The organism is Arthrobacter sp. 05L45_2, from assembly GCF_056397525.1.
This window is the reverse complement of the sequence record NZ_JBFTNO010000002.1, coordinates 22,616-45,991: the sequence shown is the minus strand read 5'-3', so window position 1 is coordinate 45,991 and position 23,376 is coordinate 22,616. Positions and strand designations below refer to the sequence as shown.

Here is a 23,376-nt window from a genome sequence, read left to right as displayed (position 1 = left end):
CTTGTAGACGTCTTCCAGGCTGAGGCCTTTGGCGAGCATCAGAACCTGCAGGTGATAGAGCAGCTGCGAAATTTCTTCCGCGGCGGCCTCATCGGATTCGTACTCGGCAGCCATCCAAACCTCGGCGGCTTCCTCCACGACTTTCTTGCCGATGCCGTGGACTCCGGAATCCAGTTCGGCGACGGTGCGGGAGCCCTCCGGGCGGGAGGCTGCCTTCTCACTCAGTTCTGCGAACAGCGATTCGAAATTCTTCACGCCCTCCAGCCTACTTGTTCACGGCAAGACCACGCCTGCCGGGCCGCCGCATGACGGCGCCGATGTGAGCGAATACACAGCCTGCGAGGCCAGGTTAGGAGTACTGCTTGAGCGTGACCGCCGTGGCCAGGGCCGCCGCCACGGCTTCGTGGCCCTTGTCCTCGGTGGAGCCGGGGAGGCCCGCACGGTCAATGCCCTGCTGTTCGGTGTCGCAGGTCAGCACGCCGAAGCCGACCGGAACGCCGGTGCGGACACTGACCTCGGTGAGGCCCAGCGTGGCGGCTTCGCAGACGTATTCGAAGTGCGGGGTGCCACCGCGGATCACGACGCCGAGCGCCACGACGGCGTCAAAGTGCGGTGCCAGCCGGGCGGCCGCGACCGGCAGCTCAAAGGTTCCGGGAACGCGCAGCACGGTCGGTTCGGCAATGCCGGCGTCCTTGGCTGCCCGCAACGCGCCGTCGAGCAGGCCGTCCATAATCTTGGTGTGCCAGCTCGCGGCCACAATGGCCAGCCTCAGCTGGGAGGTCTGCTCGGGTTCGAAAGTGGTCAGGTCAATCTGGGGTGCGCCGTGGCCGCTCATAGGGATTCCTTGCTGTGGGAAGTCGGTGGGGTTTGCGAGGTGCGGGCCGGGCCCGCGGCCTCAGTCCTGCTCGTGCTCGAAGCCGCGCTGTCCGTTGGCCGGCGCGGCCGGTTCCATGTCAAGAACCAGCCGGTGGTCCATACGGTCCTTTTTGGTCTGCAGGTAGCGCAGGTTCTGTTCGCGGGACGGCACCTCGGTGGGGACCATCTCAACCACCCGCACTCCTGCCTTGGCCAGCCGGTCCTGCTTGTCCGGGTTGTTGCTCAGGAGGCGGATCTCGTGCAGGCCCATCTCAGCGAGGATCTGCGCGGCGGCCTTGTAGCAGCGGGCGTCGACGGGAAGTCCGAGCTGTTCGTTGGCTTCCACAGTGTCGAACCCGGCCTCCTGCAGGGCGTAGGCCTTGATCTTGTTGGCCAGGCCGATGCCGCGGCCTTCCTGGCCGCGCAGGTAGAGCAGGGTGCCGCCGAATTCGTGGATCATCTCCAGGGCGTAGGCCAGCTGTTCGCCGCAGTCGCAGCGGTAGGAGCCGAAGACGTCTCCGGTCAGGCATTCGGAGTGCAGCCGGACCAGGGGTGCCTGGCCGTCGGTGGCCGGCAGCGGGGAGCTGACGGCGAGGTGYTCSGCGCCGGTSTCCAGRTCGGTCCAGGCCTGSGCCACRAARTCGCCGTASGCGGTGGGCAGCTGGACGATCGGTCCGCCGCTGACAGGGTGCAGCYGCTGKSCCGGGGTGGCCGGCTGCGCTTCAGAAGTCGTCATTGTTTCTCCTCAGTCCAAGGGTCTCAGGCGGATTCCGCCGCGTGGCTGCCGGTGTTGCCGGCTTCAAGGTACGCCACCAGATCAGCAATCGAAATCAGCGGGCAGCCGTGTTCGAGGGCAAAGCCGCGAAGTCCATCCAACCGCATCATTTCTCCGTCGTCGTGCACCACTTCTGCAATTACGCCTACGGGTTCAAGGCCCGCCAGCCGGCACAGCTCAACGGCTGCCTCGGTGTGGCCGGGACGCTCCCGCACACCACCCTTAACGGCGCGAAGCGGAAAAACATGCCCGGGACGGGTCAGGGAATTTGGCCGGCTGGTGCCGTCCGCGAGGATCCGGGCGGTCAGGGCTCGGTCGGTGGCGGAAATACCGGTGCTGACGCCCACGRCCGCATCGCACGACACCGTATACGCGGTGCCCTTGGAGTCCTGGTTGATGGCCGTCATCGGCGGCAGCTCCAGGGCGTCGGCACGTTCGCCCGTCAGCGGCACGCAGATCACGCCCGAGCTGTAACGGATGGTCCAGCCCATCAGGGCCGGGGTGGCGTGCTGCGCGGCAAAGATGATGTCGCCTTCGTTCTCGCGGTCCTCGTTATCCACCACCAGCACGGGGCGGCCGGCGGCCATGGCGCGGATGGCGTCCTCGATCGGGTCGAGGCCGGCCGAGGCGTCGACGGCCACGCCGTGGCGGTCCTGGAGCCCGCTCATTTTGCGGCCGCCTGGCTGTGGGCGGGCTCAGCGTGGCGGGCCCCGCCGTGCCCGGTGGGGGCGAAGGCGAGCAGGCGTTCGGTGTACTTGGCCAGCACATCCACCTCAAGGTTGACGCGGCCGCCCAGCGGTTTGGCGCCCAGGCCGGTCTCGGCGAGGGTGGTGGGGATCAGGCCGACTTCGAACCACGGTGCCGGGTCCGGCGCGGGGCTCACGGCAGTGACGGTGAGTGAGACGCCGTCGACCGCGATGGAGCCCTTTTCCGCGATGTAGCGGGCCAGCCCGGACGGGACGGCGAAGCGCAGACGGTCCCAGTTGCCCAGCGCCTCACGTTCCACAAGTTCGCCGACGCCGTCAACGTGGCCCTGCACAACGTGGCCGTCGAGCCGGCTACCGGCCTGGACGCAGCGTTCGAGGTTGACCGGGTCCCCCGCTGCCAGCGCGCCGATGGTGCTCCGGACCAGGGTCTCGCCCATGACGTCGACGCTGAAGTCCGTGCCCTCGATGTCCGTGGCGGTCAGGCAAACCCCGTTGACCGCGATTGAACCGCCGAGGGCCAGGCCGTCGGTGCTGCTGGGGGCGTGCAGGCGCAGCGTGGCGCTGGTGTCGCCGTCGCGTTCGACGGAGAGCACCTTGCCCTGTTCGGCGATAATTCCGGTAAACATCAGTTGCCTCCTGCGGCGGTGTCCGCGGCGTTGCGCGGGGTGGAATCGGATGAAGTGTCGGTGGCCCCGGCGGCGGGGCGAAGGTGCAGCCGCAGATCGCGGCCCAGCATCCGCACGGCGCCGCCGGTGGCAGCGTCCCAGTCCCACAGCTGGGCGTCGGCGAGGGTGCGGATGCCGAGGTCTTCCAGGGCCGGAGTGCCGGAGCCGAGGAGCGTCGGGGCCAGGTAGACGATCAGCTCGTCGACCAGTCCGGCGGCCAGGAAAGCGCTAAGGATGCGTGAACCGCCCTCGACCATCAGGTGCCTGACACCGGCGTCGAACAGCTGGTCCAGGGCCTCGCGGGGGTCCCGGGTGGGCAGGTGCATTACCTTGCCGTCGGCACCATGAACGGCAGCGTCGTCGGGGATGCCGCGGAGCCCCATGACCGCGCGGAGCGGTTGCTTGGGCGCCGGCGTTCCGTCCGGTGTGCGCGCGGTAAGCCGGGGGTCGTCCACCAGCACGGTCTGGGTTCCCACCAGGATGGCGTCGATCCGGCCCCGCAGGGCGTGGTTGTCGGCGAGGGACTCCGGGCTGGAGATCCATTGGCTGGTGCCGTCGCCGGCCGCGATCCTGCTGTCGAGGGTCTGGGCGATGTGCAGGGTGACGAAGGGGCGCTTGGCGGCCACGGCGTCAAACCAGCGGCGGTTGAGGTCCAGCGCTTCGACGGCGGCCAGGCCGGAGCGAACGCGCACTCCGGCGGCGCGCAGGGTCGCGGCTCCCCCGGCGGCCGGGTCGTGCGGGTCATCGACGGCGTAGACGACATCGGCGATGCCCGCGTCAATGATGGCTTGGGCGCAGGGGCCGGTCCGGCCGCAGTGGTTGCAGGGTTCAAGCGTGACCACCATGGTGGTGCCGCTGAGGTCCAGGCCCGCCGCCCGGGCCTGCTGGATGGCGTCGGCCTCTGCGTGCGGGGTGCCGGCACCACGGTGGTAGCCGGTCACCAGGGGTGTGCCGTCTGTCCCAATGACGACGGCGCCCACGAGCGGGTTCGCGCCGCGCGGGCCCTGGGCTGCCGCTGCGAGGGCAGCGTCCATCGCCGCCGTTTCTGCGGCGCTAAAGCCGGCCGCGCTGAAGCCGGCCGCGGTGAAGCCGGCCGCGGCGAAGTCTTCGTGGTCTTTGTCTTGCGGCCCGGAAGCCGTTTGGACGCTCATGCGCCGTTCCTCGGGTCCCCGGGGACCTCGGAGTGGGCGAAGAGCCATCGCAAGGGGTTCATGTGTGTGTCGTTCCTTCCCTCTAGAACCGCGATGGCTCCGGGGGTATACGACAGCGCACTGCCGCGGCACCGAAGGGCGCCGCAGTAACAGCTGTACGTGCTTCTCTCATCCAGACTTTAACTGTCGGTACCGGAATTCCACCGGTTCAACCGTCCGCCGTTAGCTTCCCAGTGGGAAGTGCCGGCTCGCGGGTCGCGGACTATAACCGCCGGTTCGGACTTACACCGACCCCGGAGCACGTATGTGTGTAGCTATTCTGACACAACTGCGGCCGCCGCCCGGCTATTCCCGCGGGCGGACGGTACACCGTTCGTCATGTTTTAGTCAGCTGCCCGGCCAGCTGCCGGCCGCTTCACGGAGGCGGGCGATGGCGTCCGCGGGGTCGTCGGCGCCGTAAACCGCGGACCCTGCGACGAAGACGTCGGCGCCGGCCTCGGCCGCCCGCCAGATGGTCTCCTCGGTGATGCCGCCGTCGACCTGGAGCTTGATGTCCAGTCCCGACGCGTCAATGGCGGCCCTGGCCCGGCGGATCTTGGGCAGCGTGAGATCAAGGAACTCCTGGCCGCCGAAGCCGGGTTCCACGGTCATGATGAGGATCATGTCCAGTTCGCCGAGCATGTCCAGGAACGGTTCCACGCTGCTGCCGGGCCGCAGTGCGATGCCCGCCTTGGCGCCCCGGGCGCGCAGTTCGCGGGCCAGTTTCACCGGTGCGATGGAGGCCTCGGCGTGGAAGGTCACCGACGCCAGCCCGGCGTCGGCGTAGGCCGGTGCCCAGCGGTCGGCGTGATCGATCATCAGGTGTGCGTCCAGCGGGATCGGGCTGACGTCCTGCAGCCGCTGGACCACGGGAAGCCCCAGCGAGAGATTGGGCACGAAGTGGTTGTCCATAACGTCCACGTGCACGGCGTCGGCAGTCTTGATTCTCTGCAGTTCGGACTGCAGGTTAGCGAAGTCCGCCGAAAGGATGCTCGGGTGGATACAGCGGTGGGCCATGGATGTCCTTGTCGTAGCGCGGGTCGGAAATCGGGAAACTGGTGCCAGTATGGCCCTGGGCTCAGGCTTTTTTGCGGATGAGCGCCAGGAACATGGCGTCCGTGCGGTGCAGGTGCGGCCAGAGCTGGGCGGTCAGTTCGTGGCCGGCCTCAAGGTGTCCGGTGAGGCTGACGGCGTCCAGGGCGGCTCCGGCGTCCAGCAGTTCGAGGTCCTCGCGCTTGCGCAGGGCATCGGTGACGACGGCGGTGGTCTCGGCCGGGTGCGGGGAACACGTCACGTAGGCCACAACGCCGCCGGGCTTGACCGCATCGAGCGCCGACTTGAGCAGGTCGCGCTGCAGCGGGCCGAGATCCACCAGGTCCTTCGGCGTGCGCCGCCAGCGGGATTCGGGGCGGCGGCGCAGTGCGCCGAGTCCGGTGCAGGGCACGTCAACCAACACGCGGTCGAAGCTCCCGGCCATCTCGGCGCCAACCTCGCGCCCGTCGCCGGTGCGGACGTCCCAGACCTCGGACGGCACGGCCGTCAGCGCCTGCCGGACCAGTTTCGCGCGGTGGGGTGCGGGTTCGTTGGCCAGCAGGGTGGCACCGTGCTGGCGGGCCAGGGCGCCGAGCAGGGCAGCCTTGCCGCCGGGGCCGGCGCAGAGGTCAAGCCAGCGTTCGCCGTCGGGCCCGGCACCTGCGTCGGTGAGGTCCACGGAGGCCAGCGCGCGGGCCACCAGCTGCGAGCCGACGTCCTGGACGCGGGTGCTGCCCTCCCGCACGGAGGCGAGCCGGCCAAGGTCACCGCCGCTGGAGAGCGCGGATCCCTCCACGAGCTCCCCGGGAGTGGCACCGCCTTCGAGCGCCTCGTCGAGGCTGCCGAGGCCGGGCAAGGCCACCAGGTTAACGACGGGGGCCGCGTTGTCCGCCTCGAGGAGGTCGTTGATTTCCGTGACCGGACGACCATGCGCCACGAGGGACTGCCGGAAGGCGCGGACGATCCATTCGGGGTGGGCGTAGCGGACGGAGGCCACCTTGGTCTCGTCCTGTTCGTCGCGGAGGATCAGCTCCAGCCATTCCTCGAGTGTGTGCGCGGTAACTTTGCGGAGCACGGCGTTGATCAGGCCCGACGGGCCGGCACCGATCACGGCGCGGGCCAGGCCCACGGTTTCGTCCAGGGCAGCATGCGCCGGGACCCGCATGGCCAGAAGCTGGTGCGCCCCGATCCGCAAGGCATCGAGGATGGCGGGATCGAGCTGGTCCAGGGGACGGTCCACGCAGCGGGCGAGGATCGCGTCATAGGTTCCCTGGCCGCGGAGGGCGCCGTAGCTGAGCTCGGTGGCAAAACCGGCGTCGCGCTTGTCCAGGCCGTGGTGCCGGATCCGGGCGGGCAGCACCAGGTTCGCGTAGGCGTCCTCGGCGGCCACGGCACGCAGGACCTCGAAAGCGACCAGCCGGGCGGGATCGGCGCGCCGGGTGCGCTGGGAGGGAGCGTTCTCGGTGAATCCCCGCTGCGGGCCACGGTTCCGCTCCCGGCCCTGGGCGTTGCGCTTGGAGTTGCGCTGGCCCTGGCCGCCCCGGTTGCCCTGGCCGTTCTGGTTGCCTTGGCCGCCTTGGCCGCCAGATTGCTCCCCCCGGCCCCGGCCGCTGCCGCTTGTTCCGGACTCGCTCATTCGAAGACCACGCTTTCCAGTGTTGCCTGCCCGCGCGCCCAGTCGGCGGCGTTCATCATTTTCTTGCCCGAAGGCTGGACCCGGGTGAGTTCCACAGGATGTGAGCCGGTACCCACCAGGACGGCCTTGCCGTCGAGCACCAGCTGGCCCGGGCGGAGTGCCGGCGCGCCGGGCCGCAGCACGAGCGGCTCAAGCTTGACCCGCTGCCCGTCCCACATGGTCCAGGCGCCGGGCTCGGGGGTGACCCCGCGTGCCCTGCGTCCAATCGCCAGGGCCGGCTGCTGCCAGTCGAGGCGGCCATCGTCAAGGCCAAGTTTGGGGGCGAGGCTGACCTCGCCCTGTTGTGGAATGGCCGAGGCCCTGCCGGCGTCGACGGCGGAAAGGGTCTGGCTCAGCAGCACGGCGCCGCTGTGCGACAGCCGTTCCAGGAGATCCCCGGCAGTGTCCGTGGGCCGCACCGCCTCGGTGACGGTGCCGAACACCGGGCCGGTATCGAGGCCTTCCTCGAGCCGGAACGTCACGGCGCCGGTGATGTCGTCACCGGCGATGATGGCGCGCTGCACGGGTGCGGCACCGCGCCAGGCCGGCAGGAGCGAGAAGTGCAGGTTGATCCAGCCGTGGCGCGGGATATCGAGGGCCGCCCGCGGAATCAGGCCGCCGTACGCGACGATCGCGGCGACGTCGGGCGCGGCCGCCGCGATTCGTGCCGTCACCGCGGCGTCGACCCGGGTGGCGTGGATGATCTCGATGCCCAGCTCGGCGGCGCGGGCGGCCACGGGCGACGGCGTCAGGATGCGCTTGCGTCCCAGCGGCGCGTCCGGCCGGGTCAGCACGGCGACGACGTCGAAACCGGCAGCGACGAGGGCGTCCAGTGCAGGGACGGCCACGGCGGGAGTCCCTGCGAAAAGAACCCTCACTGGCCGATCCCGAAGGACGAACCCTGGCCGAAGCTGCCGCCCCCGAAGCTGGAGCCGACCGTCTTGGCGCGCTTCGACGTCGTCTGCTCCGTAATGGCGTCATAGTTTGCATTGCGGATGGCGCGCAGGGCCGCCTTGCGGTCCTCGCCCTCGAGCCGGTCSGTGAACAGGATSCCGTCCAKGTGGTCGGTCTCGTGCTGGAAAACGCGGGCGAGCATCCCCTCGCCGTCGAGCACCACCTCGTTGCCGTGGACGTCGACGCCGGTGACCCGGGTGGCGCGGTGGCGCCGGACCGGGAAGCCCAGGCCGGGGATGGAGAGGCAGCCCTCAACTTCGTCGGGCTGGAAGTCATCGCTGTTCTCCAGGACGGGGTTAATAATGTGCCCCTCAACCCCACGGATGCGGTAGGTGAAGACTCGCTGACTGATGCCGACCTGCGGCGCGGCCAGGCCGGCGCCCTCCACGTCCTCCATGGTTTCGATCATGTCGGCGACGAGCTTTTCCAGCTCCGGCCCGAATTCCGTCACGGGATCGGCAACTGTGCGCAGCACAGGGTCCCCGATGATGCGGATATTCAGTATGGCCATGGTCAGTCTGTCCTCACGGTGGGCGGCTAGGGATCCCGACCAGTTTAGTGGCAGCCCCGGGTTTCGTTCATGGCGGCCCGGGGATTCAGGGTCAGCGGTTAGGGTCAGCGGGCCACCGGCGGGGCGATTGGCAGCAGGGCCGGCCCGGCCGCCGCCGTGTCCGCGGACATCTCCCAGACCCTGCGCAACGCACAGAACTTCCACCAGTGGTGCTTGAGGACATCCGGGTTGGCCCGCACCGGCCGGACCTCCGTCTCGCCGATGGCGACCGCGAGCAGAAGCGGTGAATCCCCGTGCTGCCACGGCTCCCACTCCCCCGCGACCGGGTCCACCAGGCTTTCTTCGGCCTTCATCCCGGCCACCAGCTGCATCACGACCTTTGCGTCGAGGGGCTTGACCGTCCCGTCCCGGCTGGTCCCCTTGGTCTTGTAGTCGATGAGGCACGTGCGGCCGTTGATCCGGGCCACCAGGTCCAGCGTGCCCGCGTAGCCCACGGTCTGGTTCCACACCGTGATCTCCGGGGCAATCGGCTCCACCTGGAAGAGCTCCCACCATTCGTCGAAGCGGGCGGCAAAGGCTTCCTCCCCGTTGGCAGCCAGTGCCTCACGGGTTTCCTTCATCTGGTGCGGGCGGCCAAGAGCGCGCAGAGCCACCTGTTCGCAGTAGTTGTGGACCCGGTCGCCGCGCTTGGCGGCGTCGTCCCGGTGGGTCTCGGCGGCTTTGGCCGCGCGGCTCACTGCCTGCCGGACCTTCGCGGGGCTGCCCAGGATGGCCGGCAGTGTGGGGTCCGAGGCGAGGCTGTTCGCTCCCATGTACCCGAACCAGCCGTCCAGGCCGTGCGGTTGCTGGCCGATCACCGTGGTGATGGACGGAACGGTGAACTGCGCCGAAGTGGAGCGGGCGTACATCCGGCCGTATTCGGTGGCGTGGGCGAGAAGCGGGGCGGTCATAGAAAGACTCTTTCACGGGGGTCKGACGCTGTAGGAAAACAAAATGGTCCGCCCCGCTCTGAGAGCGGAACGGACCATTTTCCAGGTGGGCGATACTGGGTTCGAACCAGTGACCTCTTCGGTGTGAACGAAGCGCGCTACCACTGCGCCAATCGCCCCGGTGCCATTGAATGCTAGCCCACCCTGGCGGAATATCGAAATCGGCCATTCCGACGGCGGTTTGGGTGGGCGCGGGGTCTGGACGTGGGGTTGGCGCTGCGCCCATTTGCCAGAAGTGGCCGCTAAGTCGCTCGGATAGCGGCCATCTTTGGCGAATCGACGTACTGGATGGCCACCTGGTCGCATTCGGGGGCCCGTAGCCAACGTGGCCCGTCGCTCCCCAGGCCCCCGTCGTCGACGTCGTCGTTCGGTTGCCCGTGATCGTGACGGCACTGCAGACGCACGAGCCGGCGGTTTCGGCGCCCATTTGCCAAAAGTGGCCGCTAAGTGGCTGGGATAGCGGCCATCTTTGGCGAATCGACGTACTGGATAGCCAACTTGTCGCATTCGGGCGACGGTAGCGAACGAAGCGCCACGATCCCCTAGGCCCCTGTCGTCGACGTCGTCGCCCGGCTGCCCCGCCGCAAGGCCGTCGTCGAAGCCGGCCAAGATGGTTGGCGCTGCGCCCATTTGCCAGAAGTGGCCGCTAAGTGGGGTGGCTTACCGGCCATCTTTGGCGAATCGACGTTGCCGGTGGCCGCCTGGATCCTTTAGATGAGCCGCAGCCGGCGTCGTATGACGTCGACGCCACCCCGGCGTCGTCACCCATCCTCGCCAAGGTCGGCGTCGTAGTTCAATGGCAAGGAACCGCTCTTGTCCTCCCTCATCCGTCCGGGTCGGCTGGGCTCGGCGCCCAATTGCCAGAAGTGGCCGCTAAGTGGATCGGGATAGCGGCCATCTTTGGCGAATCGCTGCATTAGGCCGGTACCTGGCTCCGTGGGTAGCCCCGTGGCCGCTGACGTCGCTGAATCGGACTGAGATCGCTGGTTTGTGCGCCCAATTACCAGAAGTGGCCGCCAAGTGGGTCGGGATAGCGGCCATCTTTGGCGAACCGACGCACCGAAGTACTCCCAACCTCACGGCGCCGACCCCGCCGCGGCAGCCCCAGGCCGCTCGTCAGAACAACAACGCGCCGCCCCGGAAGCCAGCGCTAATTACACTCCTGTAATTAGCAAAATCCCCTAGATTGCAGGGAAGGACGGGGGTCGGTCGCCGTCAACGGACGCCCGATTTGTAGATTSCCTGAACCTCCTATAGAGTTCTTACTCGTTGGAACGCGAGGAAATGCCGAATRCGGCAGGGAATCGCAGGCAACATTGCGGACGTAGCTCAGCTGGTAGAGCACCACCTTGCCAAGGTGGATGTCGCGAGTTCGAATCTCGTCGTCCGCTCGCAGGACACTGTCACGGCAAAGGTTCTTCGGAATCCTGTCTACACGGTGGGTTGGCCGAGAGGCGAGGCAGCGGCCTGCAAAGCCGTATACACGGGTTCGAATCCCGTACCCACCTCGGTGAAAACCCTGGTTTCCGGTTCCGGCCGGATGCAAAGGGGCGATTGGCGCAGCGGTAGCGCGCTTCCCTGACACGGAAGAGGTCACTGGTTCGATCCCAGTATCGCCCACCAAAGCGAGGAAACTTGCTTGATCCAGTACCACCGGCCTGGCCGGAACGGACTAAAATGCGGACGTAGCTCAGCTGGTAGAGCACCACCTTGCCAAGGTGGATGTCGCGAGTTCGAATCTCGTCGTCCGCTCTGTTGTTTTTCAGCTTTACACAACTCCACTCCGGATCCTTCCGGTTGCGGGCGATTGGCGCAGCGGTAGCGCGCTTCCCTGACACGGAAGAGGTCACTGGTTCGATCCCAGTATCGCCCACCACACAGCAGCTCCCCCGGAGCTGCTTTTTTCGTATCCTGACCCCTCACGCTGCGGGGGTCTTTCTCCTCTGGGCGGACAACCCTTGGCACCCCCCAACCCTCCGGTTAGGATCGAAAGTGCTAGGAGCGATCTGGCTCCGCGACAGAAGGGAGGTGCCCGTGGGTTTACTTGACGATCTAAAGGGCAAGGCTCAGCATCTGATTGATGGCAACGAACAGGCCATCAAGGACGGTATCGAGAAGGCGGGTGACTTCGTCGATTCCAAGACCGGCGGAAAGTACGCCGACAAGGTCGATTCCGTCCAGCGTGGCGCCTCTGACTTCGTGGACAAGTCGAACGTGGAACCGGAAACGGCCCCCGTCGTCGAACCGCACGTCGCGGAGGAGCCGCCAGTCGCCGGGGAAACCCGGCCGCAGGGCCTCTGACCCAGGTACGTCAATGAGGTGCCGGTCCCGCCGAGAGGTGGCGCCGGCACCTTTGGCGTTTAAAGGCCGAGGTGGACGCGTGGGGTCGCGTACGATCACCGGGCGGGGACCAACGCGGCGGGCTTCCCCACCGTGCCCTGAAACCGCCGGCACCCGATGCAATCACCCGCGGCGTTCACCCGCGGCGTTCGCCGGCGCTCCCCCGCGGCACTGCGGCACTGCTGCCAACAGCCGCACGCCCGCAGCTACCAGCTACCAGCTACCACCACCCGCCTACGACGGTTCGTGGTTCTGTCCTTCGCGGGCCAGGGCGGTCAGCCGGGACACGGCACGGAAGTACTTCTTCATGTACCCGCCGGTCATCATCTCCTCGGTGAAGAGCTGGTCGAACGGCACGCCGCTGGCCAGGATCGGCACGTCCTTGTCGTACAGCCGGTCCGCGAGGACCACAAAGCGCAGCGCCACGGCCTGCTCGGTGATSGTCTCGACGTTGCGCCACACSACGCCGTCGATCCCGTCGATCAGCTGMCGGTAGCGGCTCGGGTGCACMCCSGCSARGTGGTTGATCAGGGTGCTGAATTCRTCCTTGGCCACSGTCTGGCCGTCGAACTCCGCCTTCATGTGGTGCGCCAGTTCGTCGTTGCGCAGGGGCGCGGGCGCCTTCGGCAGGCCGCGGTGGCGGAAGTCCTCGCCGTCGATGCGGACGACGTCGAACTGGTCCGCCAGGACCTGGATCTCGCGGGCGAAGTCGACGGCGGCAAACCGGCCGTCGCCGAGCGAGCCCGGCAGGGTGTTGGACGTTGCCGCGAGCTTGACGCCGGCGTCGGCCAGCTCGCGCATCAGCCGGGACATCAGGACCGTGTCGCCCGGATCGTCGAGCTCGAATTCGTCAATGCAGACCAGTTTGTAGTGGCTCAGCGCCTCCACGGTCTTGCGGAAGGACAATGCGCCCACCAGGTTGGTGTACTCCACGAACGTCCCGAAGGCCTTGGGCCCAGGAGCCGCGTGCCACAGCGACGCGAGCAGGTGGGTCTTGCCCACCCCGAAGCCGCCGTCCAGGTAGATGCCTGCCCGGGACGTGTCCTTCTTGCCGAACAGCCGCTTGAACAGGCCGTCGCCGTCCCCGGACCCGACGCCGGCGGCGAAGTTCTGCAGGGCGTGGACGGCTTGGGCCTGGCTGGGCTGCGCCGGATCCGGCCGGTAGCTGGCGAAGGAAACCTCACCGAAGCGCGGCGACGGATAAAACCCGTTCAGGAGTTCATCCACGGAAACCGCCGGTGTTCTGGCGGCGAGCTGTTCGATCTGTACCAAGGTGGTCCGTTCTGCTGGTCTCGTGTCCCCAGAAAGGATACCGGCAAAGGCGGATTTCCCTTCCGGGCGACGAACGGGAGTGAGCAAGCCCATATTTCAGAGTATGTAGTCGGGGAAGCAATCCCGCCGGGGCGTGGTTAGTGTGGGTAAAGGCCCGGCGCCGCGCAGCACCTCACGCCAGGCCTCCCCGACGCCCAGTGAAAGGCCAACTTCATGCCCTACCCCGTTGAGCAGAACGAGAAATTCACCGCCTACGCCCACCCCGAACGCCTTGTGTCCACCGGGTGGCTCGCGGCGGCCATGGAAGGCGGCGCGCTCGACGGCGGCAAGCTCGTGGTGGTCGAGTCCGACGAGGACGTCCTGCTGTACGAGACCGGCCACATCCCCGGCGCGGTCAAGATCGACTGGCACACCGACCTGAACGACGAGGTCACCCGTGACTACGTCGACGGCGCGGCTTTCGCGGCCCTTGCCGCCGCCAAGGGCATCTCCCGGGACAGCACCGTAGTGATCTACGGCGACAAGTCCAACTGGTGGGCTGCCTACGCCCTCTGGGTCTTCACCCTGTTCGGCCACGAGGACGTCCGGCTGCTTGACGGCGGACGCGACAAATGGATCGCCGAAGGCCGCCCGATCACCACGGACAAGACGGTGCCAGCCCCGGGCGACTACCCCGTGGTGGAGCGAAACGACGCCCCGATCCGGGCCTTCAAGGAAGACGTCCTGGCGCATTTCGGCAAGCCCCTGATCGACGTCCGCTCGGCCGAGGAATACACCGGCCAGCGCACCCACATGCCTGCCTACCCGGAAGAGGGCGCCCTGCGCGGGGGCCACATCCCCACCGCAGCTTCCATTCCGTGGGCCCGGGCCGCGGCCGAGGACGGCACCTACCGCAGCCGCCCCGAACTGGAAGCCCTCTACCTCGAGGAAGCCGGCCTGAAGGACGGCGACGACGTCGTGGCGTACTGCCGGATCGGCGAACGTTCCAGCCACACCTGGTTCGCCCTCAAGTACCTCCTGGGCTTCGAAACCGTCCGCAACTACGACGGCTCCTGGACCGAATGGGGCAACGCCGTGCGTGTCCCGATCGCGAAGGGCACCGACCGCGGCACCGTTCCGGCCGGACGGTAGCCGGGATGGGCGCGAGGAGCTTAGACGCCGGCACGCCAAAACCAGCGGGCCGTGCGTAAGCTGGGAATGATGAATACTTCAGCTCTTCCCGCCGCGCTGGCGGACATTGTGGACGACTTCCAGGCCCTCGAGGAGGCGGAGCGGCTCCAGCTGCTCCTCGAGTTCTCGCGCGAGCTGCCGGATCCCCCTGCCCGGCTCCAGGACCACCCGGAACTGATGGAACAGGTGGTGGAGTGCCAGTCACCGTTGTTCCTGACCATTGAGACCGAACCAGCGGACGACGGCGGTGCGGGCTCCGGTCCGGAGCGGGTCCGGTTGTTCTTCAAAGCCCCGCCCGAGGCACCGACAACCCGCGGCTTCGCCGGGGTCCTGCACGAGGGCCTGGACGGGCTCAGCCCGGCCGAGATCCTGGCGGTCCCCGACGACATGCCCGAACTGCTGGGCCTGACGCGGGCTATTACGCCGCTGCGCATGCGCGGCATGACGGCAATGCTGGGCCGGATCAAACGCAAGGTCGCGGCACTGCCGCAGCAGGGCTGAACCAGTCCGGTGGCACGCAAACATGCGTCCCAGGGAACCCCGGCCACCGCGGCTCTCGCGGCGGCCGGGGTTCCCTTTACCGCGCACCCCTACAGCCATGACCCCGCCGCCGCCAGCTACGGCCTCGAAGCGGCCGAGGTGCTGGGGATCGAAACCTCCCGGGTGTTCAAGACCCTGATGGTCGACGTCGACGGGCGACTCGCTGTCGGCGTCGTACCGGTTAGCGGCAACCTGGACCTGAAGGCGATAGCCGCCGCGCTGGGCGGCAAGAAGGCCGTCATGGCGGACCCGGCAACGGCCGAGCGCCGCACCGGCTACGTGCTGGGCGGCATCTCTCCCCTGGGCCAGCGGCAGCCCTCCCCCACCGTGGTGGACGAGAGCGCCCTGGACGTGGAGACCATGCTTGTCTCGGGCGGCCGCCGCGGCCTGGACCTGGAGCTGAGCCCGTCCGACCTCATCCGGCTGACTGGGGCGGCCACGGCCAGGATCGGCACGCCGCGAAGCTAGCCCGCGGGTGTGGCGTCCGGGGCAGTCATGGGATCGGGCCTGCCCGGGTTCGGCCGGGGAGCAAGCTGCTGCCGCAGCCAGGCGCTGACCAGCGACTCCCAGCGCTCCGGGTCAACGTTCCACTCCTTGGTGTGCCGCGCGGTGTCGAAGGCCTCGAATGTCACCATCTCGGGGTTCTTTTCGGCGAGGGCGGCCGACGGGCCGTAGGGGACGTATTCGTCATCCACGGAATGCAGGATCAGGGTTGGCGTCCGGAGCTCCACCGCGCGGGAGACCCAGTCCATCGCCTTCAGGTCCACCGGCGCGGCCAGCCCGGTCAGCCGGCGCCCCAATGGATGGCTCATCATCAGCTGCCCGTAGCGGCCGACGGCGGACGGGATCCGGTTCAGCTCGGCGTGGTGGGCCAGCACGTTCACCCAGTTAATAACCGGCGCATCCAGGACCATGGCCCGGATCAGGTGGTGGTGGCGGGAAAGGTCCGCAGTCTGCAGGCAGATGGCACCGCCCATGGACCAGCCAAAAAGCACCACCTCCCGCGCGCCGTGCTCCAGCGCATAGCTGATGGCGGACTCCACATCGCGCCACTCCGTGGACCCCAGGCCGTAACGGCCGTCCTCGGCCGAGGGTGCCAGCCCGTCGTTACGGTAGGAAATCAGCAGGCTGGACAGCCCCAGCTCCCGGGCAACGCGCACGGCCCGGAGGCCCTCCTGGCGCGTGGCGCCGCGGCCGTGCACCATAATCGCCCAGACTTCCGACGGCGGCGCATCGGCCGAGGGGGCGGCCGGGATCAGCCACGCCGGGGCCAGGCCGCCGTCGACCTCGATCTGCACTTCGGTGGCGGGCAGCCCGATGGACCCGGGATCGGGCTGGACGGCCCCGCTCCAGTAACCGCGCCGCGCCGTGGTCAGGTCGCCGCTGTAGACCGCCTCGACCTCCCGCAGGACCGTTTGCTCGGCGGGTGAATACGAGAGGATCCGTCCGAGCCGTGCGTGGCCGCGCCCGCCGTCGAAGAAGAAGCCGTACACCCCTTCCACGGTGGAATCCGGGGTGGCCTTGAGGATGACCTGCAGCCCGCGGCCTTCGCGGATGACGGCCAGCACTTCCTGGTCTTCCTCGCGGACCCGGACCGGAGTGATGACCCTGCGGGCAAAGTAGAGGGCCAGCGCCGAGGAACCGGCGGCCAGGAGGCCCGCTGCCGCTCCGCCGCCGATCATGCCGCCCACGRCCCACTTCGCGTTACCCGAGACCCGCGTCTCGGGCAGTCCCAGGTCCGGCGCGGCGCCGCGGCGGGCGGGCACCGGAAGCGCACGGGACGTTGCCCGGGCGGTGGGCGTGCGGGGGGCTGGCGGGACGAGGCGCTGGGTGGAGGCCATGGAACCATTCTTACCGAACTCCCCGCCAAGCACGGCATCCGGCGCACCGTCGGCTAATCCGTGCGGCCCGGTGAGGGCGGGACTAGGCTGGGGGCATGAGCGATCCCATCGTCATCCTGACAGAAGAGCCCCTCGGCGCGGACGACCGCGTCAACATCGAGACCCTCGTGGCCGACGGCGATGCGCCGCTGGTGGTGCTGGTACCGGCAAACACCGAACGCCATCTGCTGGTGGATTTCCTGGAGAACCTCTCCATGCTGGAAATCGCCAAGGCCTTCCGGCAGCTGACCGCCAAGCAACCCGACCCCGGCGTGGAACGGACCGCCGCGGCGGAAACACTTGCCACCTCGCTGGCGGCCCTCGGCGGAATCGGCGGCGGCGTGAGTGGCGAGATCGTGGAAGGCCGGGCCGTGGACGGCCTCGTTGCCAAGGTCAAGGAACTGAATGCCGGGCAGGCCGTCGTGATTACCCGTCCGCACGCGGTCGCGGACACGTTCCACACCGACTGGGCCAACGAGGCGCAGGACAAGCTCGGCCTGCCGGTGCTGCACCTGTATGCGGGCTCGGGATTTATCGGGGACTCCTGAGCGTTGATGAGGGCATGAGTATCTTCAGCAACAAACCCAAAGTCGCTCCCGTCGCCTCCCCCGCAACCGGCACCGACGCGGCGGCCGGCCATTCGGCCGCGGCAGGCCGGTCCCCGGTTGAAAAGACCGATCAGCAGTGGCGCGAGGAACTCACCCCGGACGAATACCGGGTGCTGCGCCAGGCCGGGACCGAGCGGCCGTACACCGGGGAGTACTGGGACACGCACACCGAGGGTGTGTACCAGTGCCGGGCGTGCGGCGCGGAACTCTTCACCAGCCGGGAAAAATTCGATTCCCACTGCGGTTGGCCCTCCTTCTGGGCGCCCCTGGCTGATGGCACCGTCCGCTATATCCACGACCGCACCCTAGGGATGGAACGGATCGAGGTCCGGTGCGCGGCGTGTGACTCGCACCTTGGCCACGTGTTTGAGGGTGAGGGCTACGGCACGCCCACGGACCAGCGCTACTGCATTAACTCGGTCTCGCTGAAGCTGGTGGCCGCGGAGGACGCACCCGCCGCCGGCACGGACGCCTGAGCCTTTCTCCGCCAAACCGACGCCAAACCAGCTCCAGCCGGCGCTAGCCCTCGCCGGGCTGGAGCTGGGCGGCCCGGCGCAGTCCGGATGCCCCAGAGTTTCTTATGCTCAGCTGCTTTTTGGGTTAGAGGTTCTGTTTGCTTGCTACGCTCGCCGTAGACGTTCCCAGCAACCAGAAAGGCGACCGACGATGACCACGACCGCCCTCACCGCACCTGCCCCGATCACCGCCGCATCCCCGGAGTGGCAGCGCCTCAAGGCCGCCGCCACCGCCCTCCAGGCCCTGCAGGTGAAGGACGGTTCCGTTCCCGACGCCGCCGACCACGAGGCGGCCGCCGCCCACGTCACCGCCATCACCACGGCCATCGCGGCCCTCGCCCCGGCCTTCCCGCACGACGCCAGCTACCTCGAGCTGCTCGCCGTCGACTTCGGGCGCTGGGCCGACGGCGGCTTCGGCGTCCCCGACTTCCTGGACTCCCTCCAGGCGTTCCAGCCGCAGCAGCAGCGCGTCAACGGCCTGCAGCACCTCGTGGTCTTCCCGATGTACACCCAGAACGGCAGCAACAACCGCCTGGTCGAGGCCGTCCTCATCGAGGTCATCTGGCCGGAGTTCATCGCCGGCCTGGAGGCGGGCGAGTACTCCAACAAACTCTTTGTCCCGATCCGCTTCCTCGACTTCACCCCGGGCTACGACACTAATTCCGCCGTCCTCTTCCCCGAGACGGTCGCCGTCCGCGAGACCCCCACCTTCACGTGGGGCGCGATCTTCGCCGACCGCGAGGCCGCCCGCTTCCGCCGGGTCCTGGCCGCCGCCGCGGACATCACCTCCCTGCAGCTTCCGGCTGACGCCGCCGCCCTGCTCGAGGACCAGGAACTGACCCAGGAAACCTTCGTCATGTGGGACCTCATCCACGACCGCACCCACATGCGCGGCGACCTGCCGTTCGACCCCTTTATGATCAAGCAGCGTATGCCGTTCTTCCTGTACTCGCTGGAGGAACTGCGCTGCGACCTCACCGCCTTCCGCGAGTCCGTCAGGATCGAAAAGGACGAGGACGCTGATCCGGAAGCACGCCGGCACGCCAAGCTGGTCCAATACGCCGTCATCTTCGACCGCATCTTCCGCTTCGCCATCACCGGCAGCCGGGTCCGCAACTACGACGGCCTCGGCGGGCAGCTGCTCTTCGCCTGGATGCACCAGCACCACGTGCTGCACTGGACCGACAGCAAGCTCAGCATCGACTGGGACGAGGCCGCYGACGTCGTGGTGGAACTCGGCGCAAAGATCGAGGAACTGTACTGGCGCTCGATCGACCGCCCCAAGATGGCCCACTGGCTGGCCGCCTATGAGCTCATCTCCGGCACGGTGACACCCAACCCGGCATCCGTCTGGTCCAAGGGGCCCGGCGCCCTGCCGCTGGACGGGCCGCCGCGCGGCCTGACCGACCAGGTGCTCGACGACGAATTCCCGCTCTCCATGTTCTACGAGGCGCTGGAGAAGAAGATGCGGACCGTCATCGAATCGACCGCCGGCATCACGGGGTCCACCGGCAACCGCCAGGACACGGCCGCCGAATGAGCGGTGAAACGCCCCTGAACATCCTTGTGGCCGGCGGCAGCGGTCCGTCCGGGATCGCCGTCGCCCGCGCCCTCCGGGGTGCCGGCCACACGGTCTTCACGGTCGGTTCCGATGCCGGCCGCATCCAGGCGGCAGCAGCCGCAGCGGGCGACGGCGTCGTTCCGCTGACCTGCGACCTCGCTGATCCGGCCGCCGTCCGGCAGTTCCATGCCGACCTCACCGGACCGACCGGGGGCATTGACGGCGTGATCCACCTGGTGGGCGGATGGCGCGGCGCGAAGGGCATCGCGGACCAGAGCGATGAGGACTGGGACTTCCTGGAACGCAACGCCGTCACCACCCTGCGCAACGTCAGCCGCGCGTTCTATGACAACCTCGCCGCGTCGGCTAACGGCCGCCTCGCCATCGTCTCGTCCACTGCCGTGGCCGCGCCGACGGCGGGCGGCGCCAGCTACGCCGCCGCCAAAGCCGCCGCCGAGGCGTGGACCCTCGCCGTGGCCGACGGTTTCCGGCGCGCCCAGTCGGGGCGCAAGGAAGACCCGGTGGAGCAGCACAGCGCTGCCGTCGTCTTTGTGGTCAAGGCCCTGGTCGACGCCGCCATGCGCGCGGCGTCGCCCGAGCGCACGTTCGCCGGCTTCACCGACGTCGAAGACCTGGCCGCCGCCGCCGTCGACCTCTTCCGCACCCCCGCCGCTGAACTGAACGGCCGGCGCCTGCCGCTGGCCCGGTAAGCCGGCACCCCTAAACTGAAAGTGTGAGCAACGAGATGACCACCACGGTCGAAACCACCACAGACACTGCCCCTGCCAGCGCCGCGGCGCGGCTCCACGATCCGTCGGTCCGGGGCTTCGCCTCGGACAACTACTCCGGTGTGCACCCCGAGGTCCTCGCGGCCCTGGCGGCCGCCAATGAGGGCCACCAGGTCTCCTACGGCGAGGACGACTACACCGCCCGGCTGCAGCAACTGATGGAGCAGCACTTCGGCGAGGGCATCGAATGCTTCCCCGTCTTCAACGGCACCGGCGCGAATGTCCTCTCGCTCCAGTCCCTGCTCCCCCGCTGGGGCGCGGTCATCTGCGCTTCCACCGCCCACATCAACATGGACGAGAACGGCGCCCCGGAGCGGATCGGCGGCATGAAGCTGCTCCAGGTCCCGACGCCGGACGGCAAACTCACCCCGGCCCTGATCGACCATGAAGCCTGGGGCTGGGGCGACGAACACCGCGCCCAGCCGCTGGCCGTCTCGATCACGCAGACCACGGAGCTCGGCACCTGCTACACCCCGGACGAGGTTCGCGCCATCGCCGAACACGTCCACTCCAAGGGCATGAAACTGCACATGGACGGTGCCCGCCTGGCCAACGCCGCGGCCCACCTCGGTGTCCCGCTGCGCGCCTTCACCCGCGACGCCGGCGTGGACATCCTTTCCTTCGGCGGCACGAAGAACGGGCTGTTGTTCGGCGAGGTGGTCATTGCGTTGAACCCGGAGGCTGCCCACGGCTTGTTGTTCCTGCGCAAAATGAACATGCAGCTGGCCTCCAAGATGCGGTTTATGTCCGCACAGTTTATCGCCCTGCTCGAGGGCGATCTCTGGCTGCGTTCGGCCTCGCACGCCAACGCGATGGCAACCCGGCTGCGCGCCGGCGTCGAGTCCATCCCGGGCGTCGAACTGAGCCAGCGCACCGAATCCAACGGTGTCTTCGCCGTCCTGCCCGCCGGCGTTGCCGACCGGCTGCGGAAGTCGTTCCGCTTCTACGACTGGAACGAAGCGAACCGCGAAGTCCGCTGGATGTGTTCCTTCGACACCACCGAGGACGACGTTGATTCCTTCATCGCCGCGGTCAAACGCGAGCTCGCGGACAGCTAGGATCGGACCCCGGTTCCGGCGGGCGGCGAGCCTGCCGGACCGGGACCACGCCCGTGCATAACCTTTCACTGTGAACGCACTCGACCAGGTTCCGGCGGATTTCCTCTTCGCCCTGGGGACCCTTCGATCAGCACGGTGCCGGAGCGAGCTGCGCCTGGACGAGATCCCGGCACCGGCCCGGCTCGCACCGTACGCTGTCGCGCTGGGCGCGGAGGTTGTGGTCCCCGGCGACGGTGCCTCCGGGGCGGTCCATGGCCCCGCCGCTGCTGCGCTGGCGCCGGCGTCCGGCAGCGACGACGTCGAACTCGCCACCGGCCGCTTTATCCTCCTGCACGATCCTGACGGCTCCGCAGTCTGGGACGGTCAGTTCCGCATCGTGACCTACATCCGCGCCCAGCTGGAACCGGACATGGGCAACGACGAAATGCTCGGCTCCGTGGCCTGGACCTGGCTCGTGGAGGCGCTGGAAACCCACCGCGCGCCGTACCGCTCGGCCGGCGGGACGGCCACCCGGGTGCTCTCGGAAAGCTTCGGCACCCTCGCCGGAAGGCCGGACACCATCGACATCGAACTGCGTGCATCCTGGACCCCCGAGGGCAAGGACATCACGGCCCACCTGGAGGCGTGGTCGGACATGGTGTGCACGTTCGCAGGCCTGCCGCCCCTGCCCGAAGGGGTCTCCGCACTGCCCCGCAGGCGTCCGCGGCTGTCATGACCGGACCCGGACCGACGCCGCTTCGGCCGCTAACGCCCGCGATGTCGGTAAACTGGGGTCATCATGACCCCTCATAATCCGGAAACCACCACCGCGGGCCCGTCCACCACTGCAGCGGCCGCCACGGCCGCCGGCGCATCGGAGGCCGCGGAAACCCCGGCCCACATCACGGTGGAAGGCTTCGACAGCCTGGTCCCCGAGGTCATCGACCTCGACGCCCCCCGTGACGGCGTGCCCCTTGTCATCGAGACCCGGTCAGGACTGGAACGCTGCGCCGCGGCCCTCGCCGCAGGGCACGGCCCCGCCGGGGTGGACGCGGAGCGGGCCTCCGGATTCCGCTACGGCCAGCGCGCCTTCCTCGTCCAGATCCGGCGCGAAGGCGCCGGCACCTGGCTGATCGACCCCGAGCCCTTCGGCGACCTCAGCATCATCAACGACGCGCTGCGCGGGGTCGAATGGATCCTGCACGCGGCCAGCCAGGACCTCCCCTGCCTGTCCGAACTCGGGATGTGGCCGGACAAACTCTTCGACACCGAGCTCGCCGCACGCCTGGCCGGCCTGCCGCGCGTGGGCCTCGCCGCGGTCATCGAACAGCTCCTCGGCTTCGGCCTGGCCAAGGAACATTCGGCCGCCGACTGGTCGACCCGGCCGTTGCCGGAGCCCTGGCTGCGCTACGCGGCCCTCGACGTCGAGGTCCTCACGGAACTTCGCGAGGAGCTGATCGAGCTCCTCACCGCCGACGGCAAACTGGACTACGCGGAACAGGAATTCGCCGCGATCCTTGAGGCCGGCCAGGCTCCTCCGCGGGTGGACCCGTGGCGCAAGACCTCCGGACTGCACCAGATCCGTGACCGCCGGCAGCTCGCCGCGGTCCGCGAACTCTGGCTGGAGCGTGACTCCCTAGCCCAGAAGCGCGACGTCGCCCCGGGCCGGCTCATCCCCGATTCCTCCCTGGTGGCCGCGGCCAAGGCCATGCCCAGCACGGTCCCGCAGCTGCTCGGCACCAAGGGCTTCCACGGCCGCGCGGCCCAGCGCGAGGCCCCGCGCTGGCTGCGCTGCATCAGCACCGCCCGCACCCTGGAGGAGCTGCCGCCGCTGCACCTGCCCACGAACGCTCCCCCGCCGCCGCGCGTCTGGGCGGACCGGGACCCGGAGGCCGCGGCACGCCTGGCCACGGCCCGGCCCAAACTGCAGGCCCTGGCCGAGGAACTGAACCTGCCGGTGGAAAACCTGCTGACCCCGGATTACCTGCGCCGCGTGGCGTGGCGTCCGCCGGCGGAAATCAGCGAGGAAGGCATCGCCGAAGAGCTCCAGAACCTGGGCGCCCGGCTCTGGCAGATCCAGCTGGCCACGCCGCTGATCACCGAGGCGTTCCTGAACCCCCAGCCGGTGCCGCCCAAGGAACCCAAAGCAGCCCCGGCTGAGGCTCCGGGCGCCGGTTCCTGACCGGCCGGCCACTACTCCTTGCCAGCTATGTTACTGATGAGTAACATAGCTAGGGATGCCGCCAGGATCATCCTGTGCCGCGCCGTCACCGGCAGCGGCCTGGATTCCGGCACCCATGTCTCAATGAGGA

24 protein-coding genes, 6 tRNA genes and 1 riboswitch are annotated in these 23,376 nt (G+C 68.5%); of the genes, 16 read left to right on the top strand and 14 right to left on the bottom strand.

Annotated elements, in window-relative coordinates; genetic code table 11:
• The 12 genes from AC1DHD_RS00475 to AC1DHD_RS00420 all read right to left on the bottom strand — a co-directional run.
• Nucleotides 1-255: phosphoribosyl-ATP diphosphatase (locus AC1DHD_RS00475; protein ID WP_476877789.1), on the bottom strand; the 255-nt coding region annotated here is incomplete at its 3' end.
• A gap of 94 nt (nt 256-349) precedes the next feature.
• On the bottom strand, nt 350-835 hold the full coding sequence (ribH, locus tag AC1DHD_RS00470; protein ID WP_476877788.1) for a 6,7-dimethyl-8-ribityllumazine synthase: 486 nt from the start codon (nt 833-835) through the stop codon (nt 350-352).
• A 60-nt stretch (nt 836-895) separates the two neighbouring features.
• Nucleotides 896-1,591, bottom strand: coding sequence for a GTP cyclohydrolase II (gene ribA, locus AC1DHD_RS00465; RefSeq protein ID WP_476877787.1), 696 nt, complete (start codon nt 1,589-1,591; stop codon nt 896-898).
• 23 nt (nt 1,592-1,614) lie between these two features.
• Nucleotides 1,615-2,298 carry a 3,4-dihydroxy-2-butanone-4-phosphate synthase gene (gene ribB / locus AC1DHD_RS00460; protein ID WP_476877786.1) on the bottom strand — a complete coding sequence of 228 codons (684 nt, stop codon included), beginning with the start codon at nt 2,296-2,298 and terminating at the stop codon, nt 1,615-1,617.
• On the bottom strand, nt 2,295-2,963 hold the full coding sequence (locus AC1DHD_RS00455; protein ID WP_476877785.1) for a riboflavin synthase: 669 nt from the start codon (nt 2,961-2,963) through the stop codon (nt 2,295-2,297). Before AC1DHD_RS00455 ends, ribB begins: the two co-directional genes overlap by 4 nt.
• The gene (ribD, locus tag AC1DHD_RS00450; protein WP_476877793.1) at nt 2,963-4,036 is read right to left on the bottom strand and encodes a bifunctional diaminohydroxyphosphoribosylaminopyrimidine deaminase/5-amino-6-(5-phosphoribosylamino)uracil reductase RibD; all 1,074 of its coding nucleotides are present in this window, start codon (nt 4,034-4,036) and stop codon (nt 2,963-2,965) included. Before ribD ends, AC1DHD_RS00455 begins: the two co-directional genes overlap by 1 nt.
• Before the next feature lie 272 nt (nt 4,037-4,308).
• A riboswitch (FMN riboswitch) is annotated at nt 4,309-4,459 on the bottom strand.
• An 81-nt stretch (nt 4,460-4,540) separates the two neighbouring features.
• A complete protein-coding gene (gene rpe / locus AC1DHD_RS00445) occupies nt 4,541-5,209 on the bottom strand; it encodes a ribulose-phosphate 3-epimerase (RefSeq protein ID WP_476877784.1) in 669 nt (222 codons plus the stop codon).
• A gap of 61 nt (nt 5,210-5,270) precedes the next feature.
• Entirely contained in the window at nt 5,271-6,860 is a 1,590-nt protein-coding gene (locus AC1DHD_RS00440) for an RsmB/NOP family class I SAM-dependent RNA methyltransferase (RefSeq protein WP_476877783.1), read from the bottom strand.
• Entirely contained in the window at nt 6,857-7,777 is a 921-nt protein-coding gene (gene fmt / locus AC1DHD_RS00435) for a methionyl-tRNA formyltransferase (RefSeq protein ID WP_476877782.1), read from the bottom strand. The genes AC1DHD_RS00440 and fmt overlap by 4 nt, the downstream gene beginning before the upstream one ends.
• Complete coding sequence (gene def, locus AC1DHD_RS00430; RefSeq protein ID WP_476877781.1) at nt 7,774-8,364, bottom strand: peptide deformylase; 591 nt, start codon at nt 8,362-8,364, stop codon at nt 7,774-7,776. Before def ends, fmt begins: the two co-directional genes overlap by 4 nt.
• A gap of 104 nt (nt 8,365-8,468) precedes the next feature.
• Nucleotides 8,469-9,314, bottom strand: coding sequence for a cytochrome (locus AC1DHD_RS00425; RefSeq protein ID WP_476877780.1), 846 nt, complete (start codon nt 9,312-9,314; stop codon nt 8,469-8,471).
• Between the two features lie 86 nt (nt 9,315-9,400).
• A tRNA-Val gene (locus AC1DHD_RS00420) sits at nt 9,401-9,472 on the bottom strand.
• Between the two features lie 1,199 nt (nt 9,473-10,671).
• Between AC1DHD_RS00420 and AC1DHD_RS00415 the strand changes: the two genes are divergently transcribed.
• From AC1DHD_RS00415 to AC1DHD_RS00390, 6 genes are all read left to right on the top strand, one after another.
• A tRNA-Gly gene (locus tag AC1DHD_RS00415) sits at nt 10,672-10,744 on the top strand.
• A gap of 46 nt (nt 10,745-10,790) precedes the next feature.
• Nucleotides 10,791-10,861, top strand: a tRNA-Cys gene (locus tag AC1DHD_RS00410).
• A 40-nt stretch (nt 10,862-10,901) separates the two neighbouring features.
• A tRNA-Val gene (locus AC1DHD_RS00405) sits at nt 10,902-10,976 on the top strand.
• Between the two features lie 56 nt (nt 10,977-11,032).
• A tRNA-Gly gene (locus AC1DHD_RS00400) sits at nt 11,033-11,105 on the top strand.
• 49 nt (nt 11,106-11,154) lie between these two features.
• Nucleotides 11,155-11,229 (top strand) — tRNA-Val (locus tag AC1DHD_RS00395).
• A 158-nt stretch (nt 11,230-11,387) separates the two neighbouring features.
• Complete coding sequence (locus tag AC1DHD_RS00390) at nt 11,388-11,654, top strand: antitoxin (protein ID WP_476877779.1); 267 nt, start codon at nt 11,388-11,390, stop codon at nt 11,652-11,654.
• 273 nt (nt 11,655-11,927) lie between these two features.
• Here AC1DHD_RS00390 and zapE read toward each other — a convergent pair whose 3' ends face one another.
• Entirely contained in the window at nt 11,928-12,965 is a 1,038-nt protein-coding gene (gene zapE, locus AC1DHD_RS00385) for a cell division protein ZapE (RefSeq protein WP_476877778.1), read from the bottom strand.
• 213 nt (nt 12,966-13,178) lie between these two features.
• Between zapE and AC1DHD_RS00380 the strand changes: the two genes are divergently transcribed.
• The 3 genes from AC1DHD_RS00380 (at nt 13,179) to ybaK (ending at nt 15,143) form a co-directional block, all read left to right on the top strand.
• Nucleotides 13,179-14,096, top strand: a complete 918-nt coding sequence (locus AC1DHD_RS00380) for a sulfurtransferase (RefSeq protein ID WP_476877777.1) — start codon at nt 13,179-13,181, stop codon at nt 14,094-14,096.
• Between the two features lie 69 nt (nt 14,097-14,165).
• On the top strand, nt 14,166-14,636 hold the full coding sequence (locus AC1DHD_RS00375) for a SufE family protein (RefSeq protein ID WP_476877776.1): 471 nt from the start codon (nt 14,166-14,168) through the stop codon (nt 14,634-14,636).
• Nucleotides 14,637-14,645: 9 nt separating this feature from the next.
• Nucleotides 14,646-15,143, top strand: a complete 498-nt coding sequence (gene ybaK / locus AC1DHD_RS00370; protein ID WP_476877775.1) for a Cys-tRNA(Pro) deacylase — start codon at nt 14,646-14,648, stop codon at nt 15,141-15,143.
• On the opposite strand, the gene AC1DHD_RS00365 is transcribed toward ybaK, so the two are convergent.
• Nucleotides 15,140-16,357: an alpha/beta hydrolase family protein gene (locus AC1DHD_RS00365; protein WP_476877792.1), complete on the bottom strand. Its 1,218-nt coding sequence runs from the start codon at nt 16,355-16,357 to the stop codon at nt 15,140-15,142. The two genes, ybaK and AC1DHD_RS00365, sit on opposite strands and share 4 nt — an antisense overlap.
• 254 nt (nt 16,358-16,611) lie before the next feature.
• Between AC1DHD_RS00365 and AC1DHD_RS00360 the strand changes: the two genes are divergently transcribed.
• The 7 genes from AC1DHD_RS00360 to AC1DHD_RS00330 all read left to right on the top strand — a co-directional run bounded on the left by AC1DHD_RS00360 (nt 16,612) and on the right by AC1DHD_RS00330 (nt 23,246).
• Nucleotides 16,612-17,103 (top strand): hypothetical protein, encoded by a 492-nt coding sequence (locus AC1DHD_RS00360; RefSeq protein ID WP_476877774.1) that lies wholly within the window; start codon nt 16,612-16,614, stop codon nt 17,101-17,103.
• A 14-nt stretch (nt 17,104-17,117) separates the two neighbouring features.
• A complete protein-coding gene (gene msrB, locus AC1DHD_RS00355; RefSeq protein ID WP_476877773.1) occupies nt 17,118-17,639 on the top strand; it encodes a peptide-methionine (R)-S-oxide reductase MsrB in 522 nt (173 codons plus the stop codon).
• A 190-nt stretch (nt 17,640-17,829) separates the two neighbouring features.
• On the top strand, nt 17,830-19,218 hold the full coding sequence (locus tag AC1DHD_RS00350; RefSeq protein ID WP_476877772.1) for a DUF6421 family protein: 1,389 nt from the start codon (nt 17,830-17,832) through the stop codon (nt 19,216-19,218).
• A complete protein-coding gene (locus AC1DHD_RS00345) occupies nt 19,215-19,949 on the top strand; it encodes an SDR family NAD(P)-dependent oxidoreductase (protein WP_476877771.1) in 735 nt (244 codons plus the stop codon). Before AC1DHD_RS00350 ends, AC1DHD_RS00345 begins: the two co-directional genes overlap by 4 nt.
• Before the next feature lie 35 nt (nt 19,950-19,984).
• A complete protein-coding gene (locus AC1DHD_RS00340; RefSeq protein ID WP_476877791.1) occupies nt 19,985-21,085 on the top strand; it encodes a threonine aldolase family protein in 1,101 nt (366 codons plus the stop codon).
• Between the two features lie 70 nt (nt 21,086-21,155).
• Nucleotides 21,156-21,800 carry a DUF3000 domain-containing protein gene (locus tag AC1DHD_RS00335; protein WP_476877770.1) on the top strand — a complete coding sequence of 215 codons (645 nt, stop codon included), beginning with the start codon at nt 21,156-21,158 and terminating at the stop codon, nt 21,798-21,800.
• 63 nt (nt 21,801-21,863) lie between these two features.
• The gene (locus AC1DHD_RS00330) at nt 21,864-23,246 is read left to right on the top strand and encodes an HRDC domain-containing protein (protein ID WP_476877769.1); all 1,383 of its coding nucleotides are present in this window, start codon (nt 21,864-21,866) and stop codon (nt 23,244-23,246) included.
• Nucleotides 23,247-23,376: the final 130 nt, after the last annotated feature.

What these genes read in the sequence shown, in the direction of transcription:
- AC1DHD_RS00375 (WP_476877776.1), top strand. Translation starts at nt 14,166, where the DNA reads ATGAATACTTCAGCTCTTCCCGCCGCGCTGGCGGACATTGTGGACGAC.
- AC1DHD_RS00425 (WP_476877780.1), bottom strand. Translation starts at nt 9,314, where the DNA reads ATGACCGCCCCGCTTCTCGCCCACGCCACCGAATACGGCCGGATGTAC.
- ribH (WP_476877788.1), bottom strand. Translation starts at nt 835, where the DNA reads ATGAGCGGCCACGGCGCACCCCAGATTGACCTGACCACTTTCGAACCC.
- AC1DHD_RS00455 (WP_476877785.1), bottom strand. Translation starts at nt 2,963, where the DNA reads ATGTTTACCGGAATTATCGCCGAACAGGGCAAGGTGCTCTCCGTCGAA.
- AC1DHD_RS00360 (WP_476877774.1), top strand. Translation starts at nt 16,612, where the DNA reads ATGAGCGATCCCATCGTCATCCTGACAGAAGAGCCCCTCGGCGCGGAC.
- AC1DHD_RS00345 (WP_476877771.1), top strand. Translation starts at nt 19,215, where the DNA reads ATGAGCGGTGAAACGCCCCTGAACATCCTTGTGGCCGGCGGCAGCGGT.
- AC1DHD_RS00340 (WP_476877791.1), top strand. Translation starts at nt 19,985, where the DNA reads ATGACCACCACGGTCGAAACCACCACAGACACTGCCCCTGCCAGCGCC.
- AC1DHD_RS00440 (WP_476877783.1), bottom strand. Translation starts at nt 6,860, where the DNA reads ATGAGCGAGTCCGGAACAAGCGGCAGCGGCCGGGGCCGGGGGGAGCAA.
- AC1DHD_RS00380 (WP_476877777.1), top strand. Translation starts at nt 13,179, where the DNA reads ATGCCCTACCCCGTTGAGCAGAACGAGAAATTCACCGCCTACGCCCAC.
- AC1DHD_RS00365 (WP_476877792.1), bottom strand. Translation starts at nt 16,357, where the DNA reads ATGATCGGCGGCGGAGCGGCAGCGGGCCTCCTGGCCGCCGGTTCCTCG.
- ribD (WP_476877793.1), bottom strand. Translation starts at nt 4,036, where the DNA reads ATGGACGCTGCCCTCGCAGCGGCAGCCCAGGGCCCGCGCGGCGCGAAC.
- AC1DHD_RS00330 (WP_476877769.1), top strand. Translation starts at nt 21,864, where the DNA reads ATGACCCCTCATAATCCGGAAACCACCACCGCGGGCCCGTCCACCACT.
- rpe (WP_476877784.1), bottom strand. Translation starts at nt 5,209, where the DNA reads ATGGCCCACCGCTGTATCCACCCGAGCATCCTTTCGGCGGACTTCGCT.
- msrB (WP_476877773.1), top strand. Translation starts at nt 17,118, where the DNA reads ATGAGTATCTTCAGCAACAAACCCAAAGTCGCTCCCGTCGCCTCCCCC.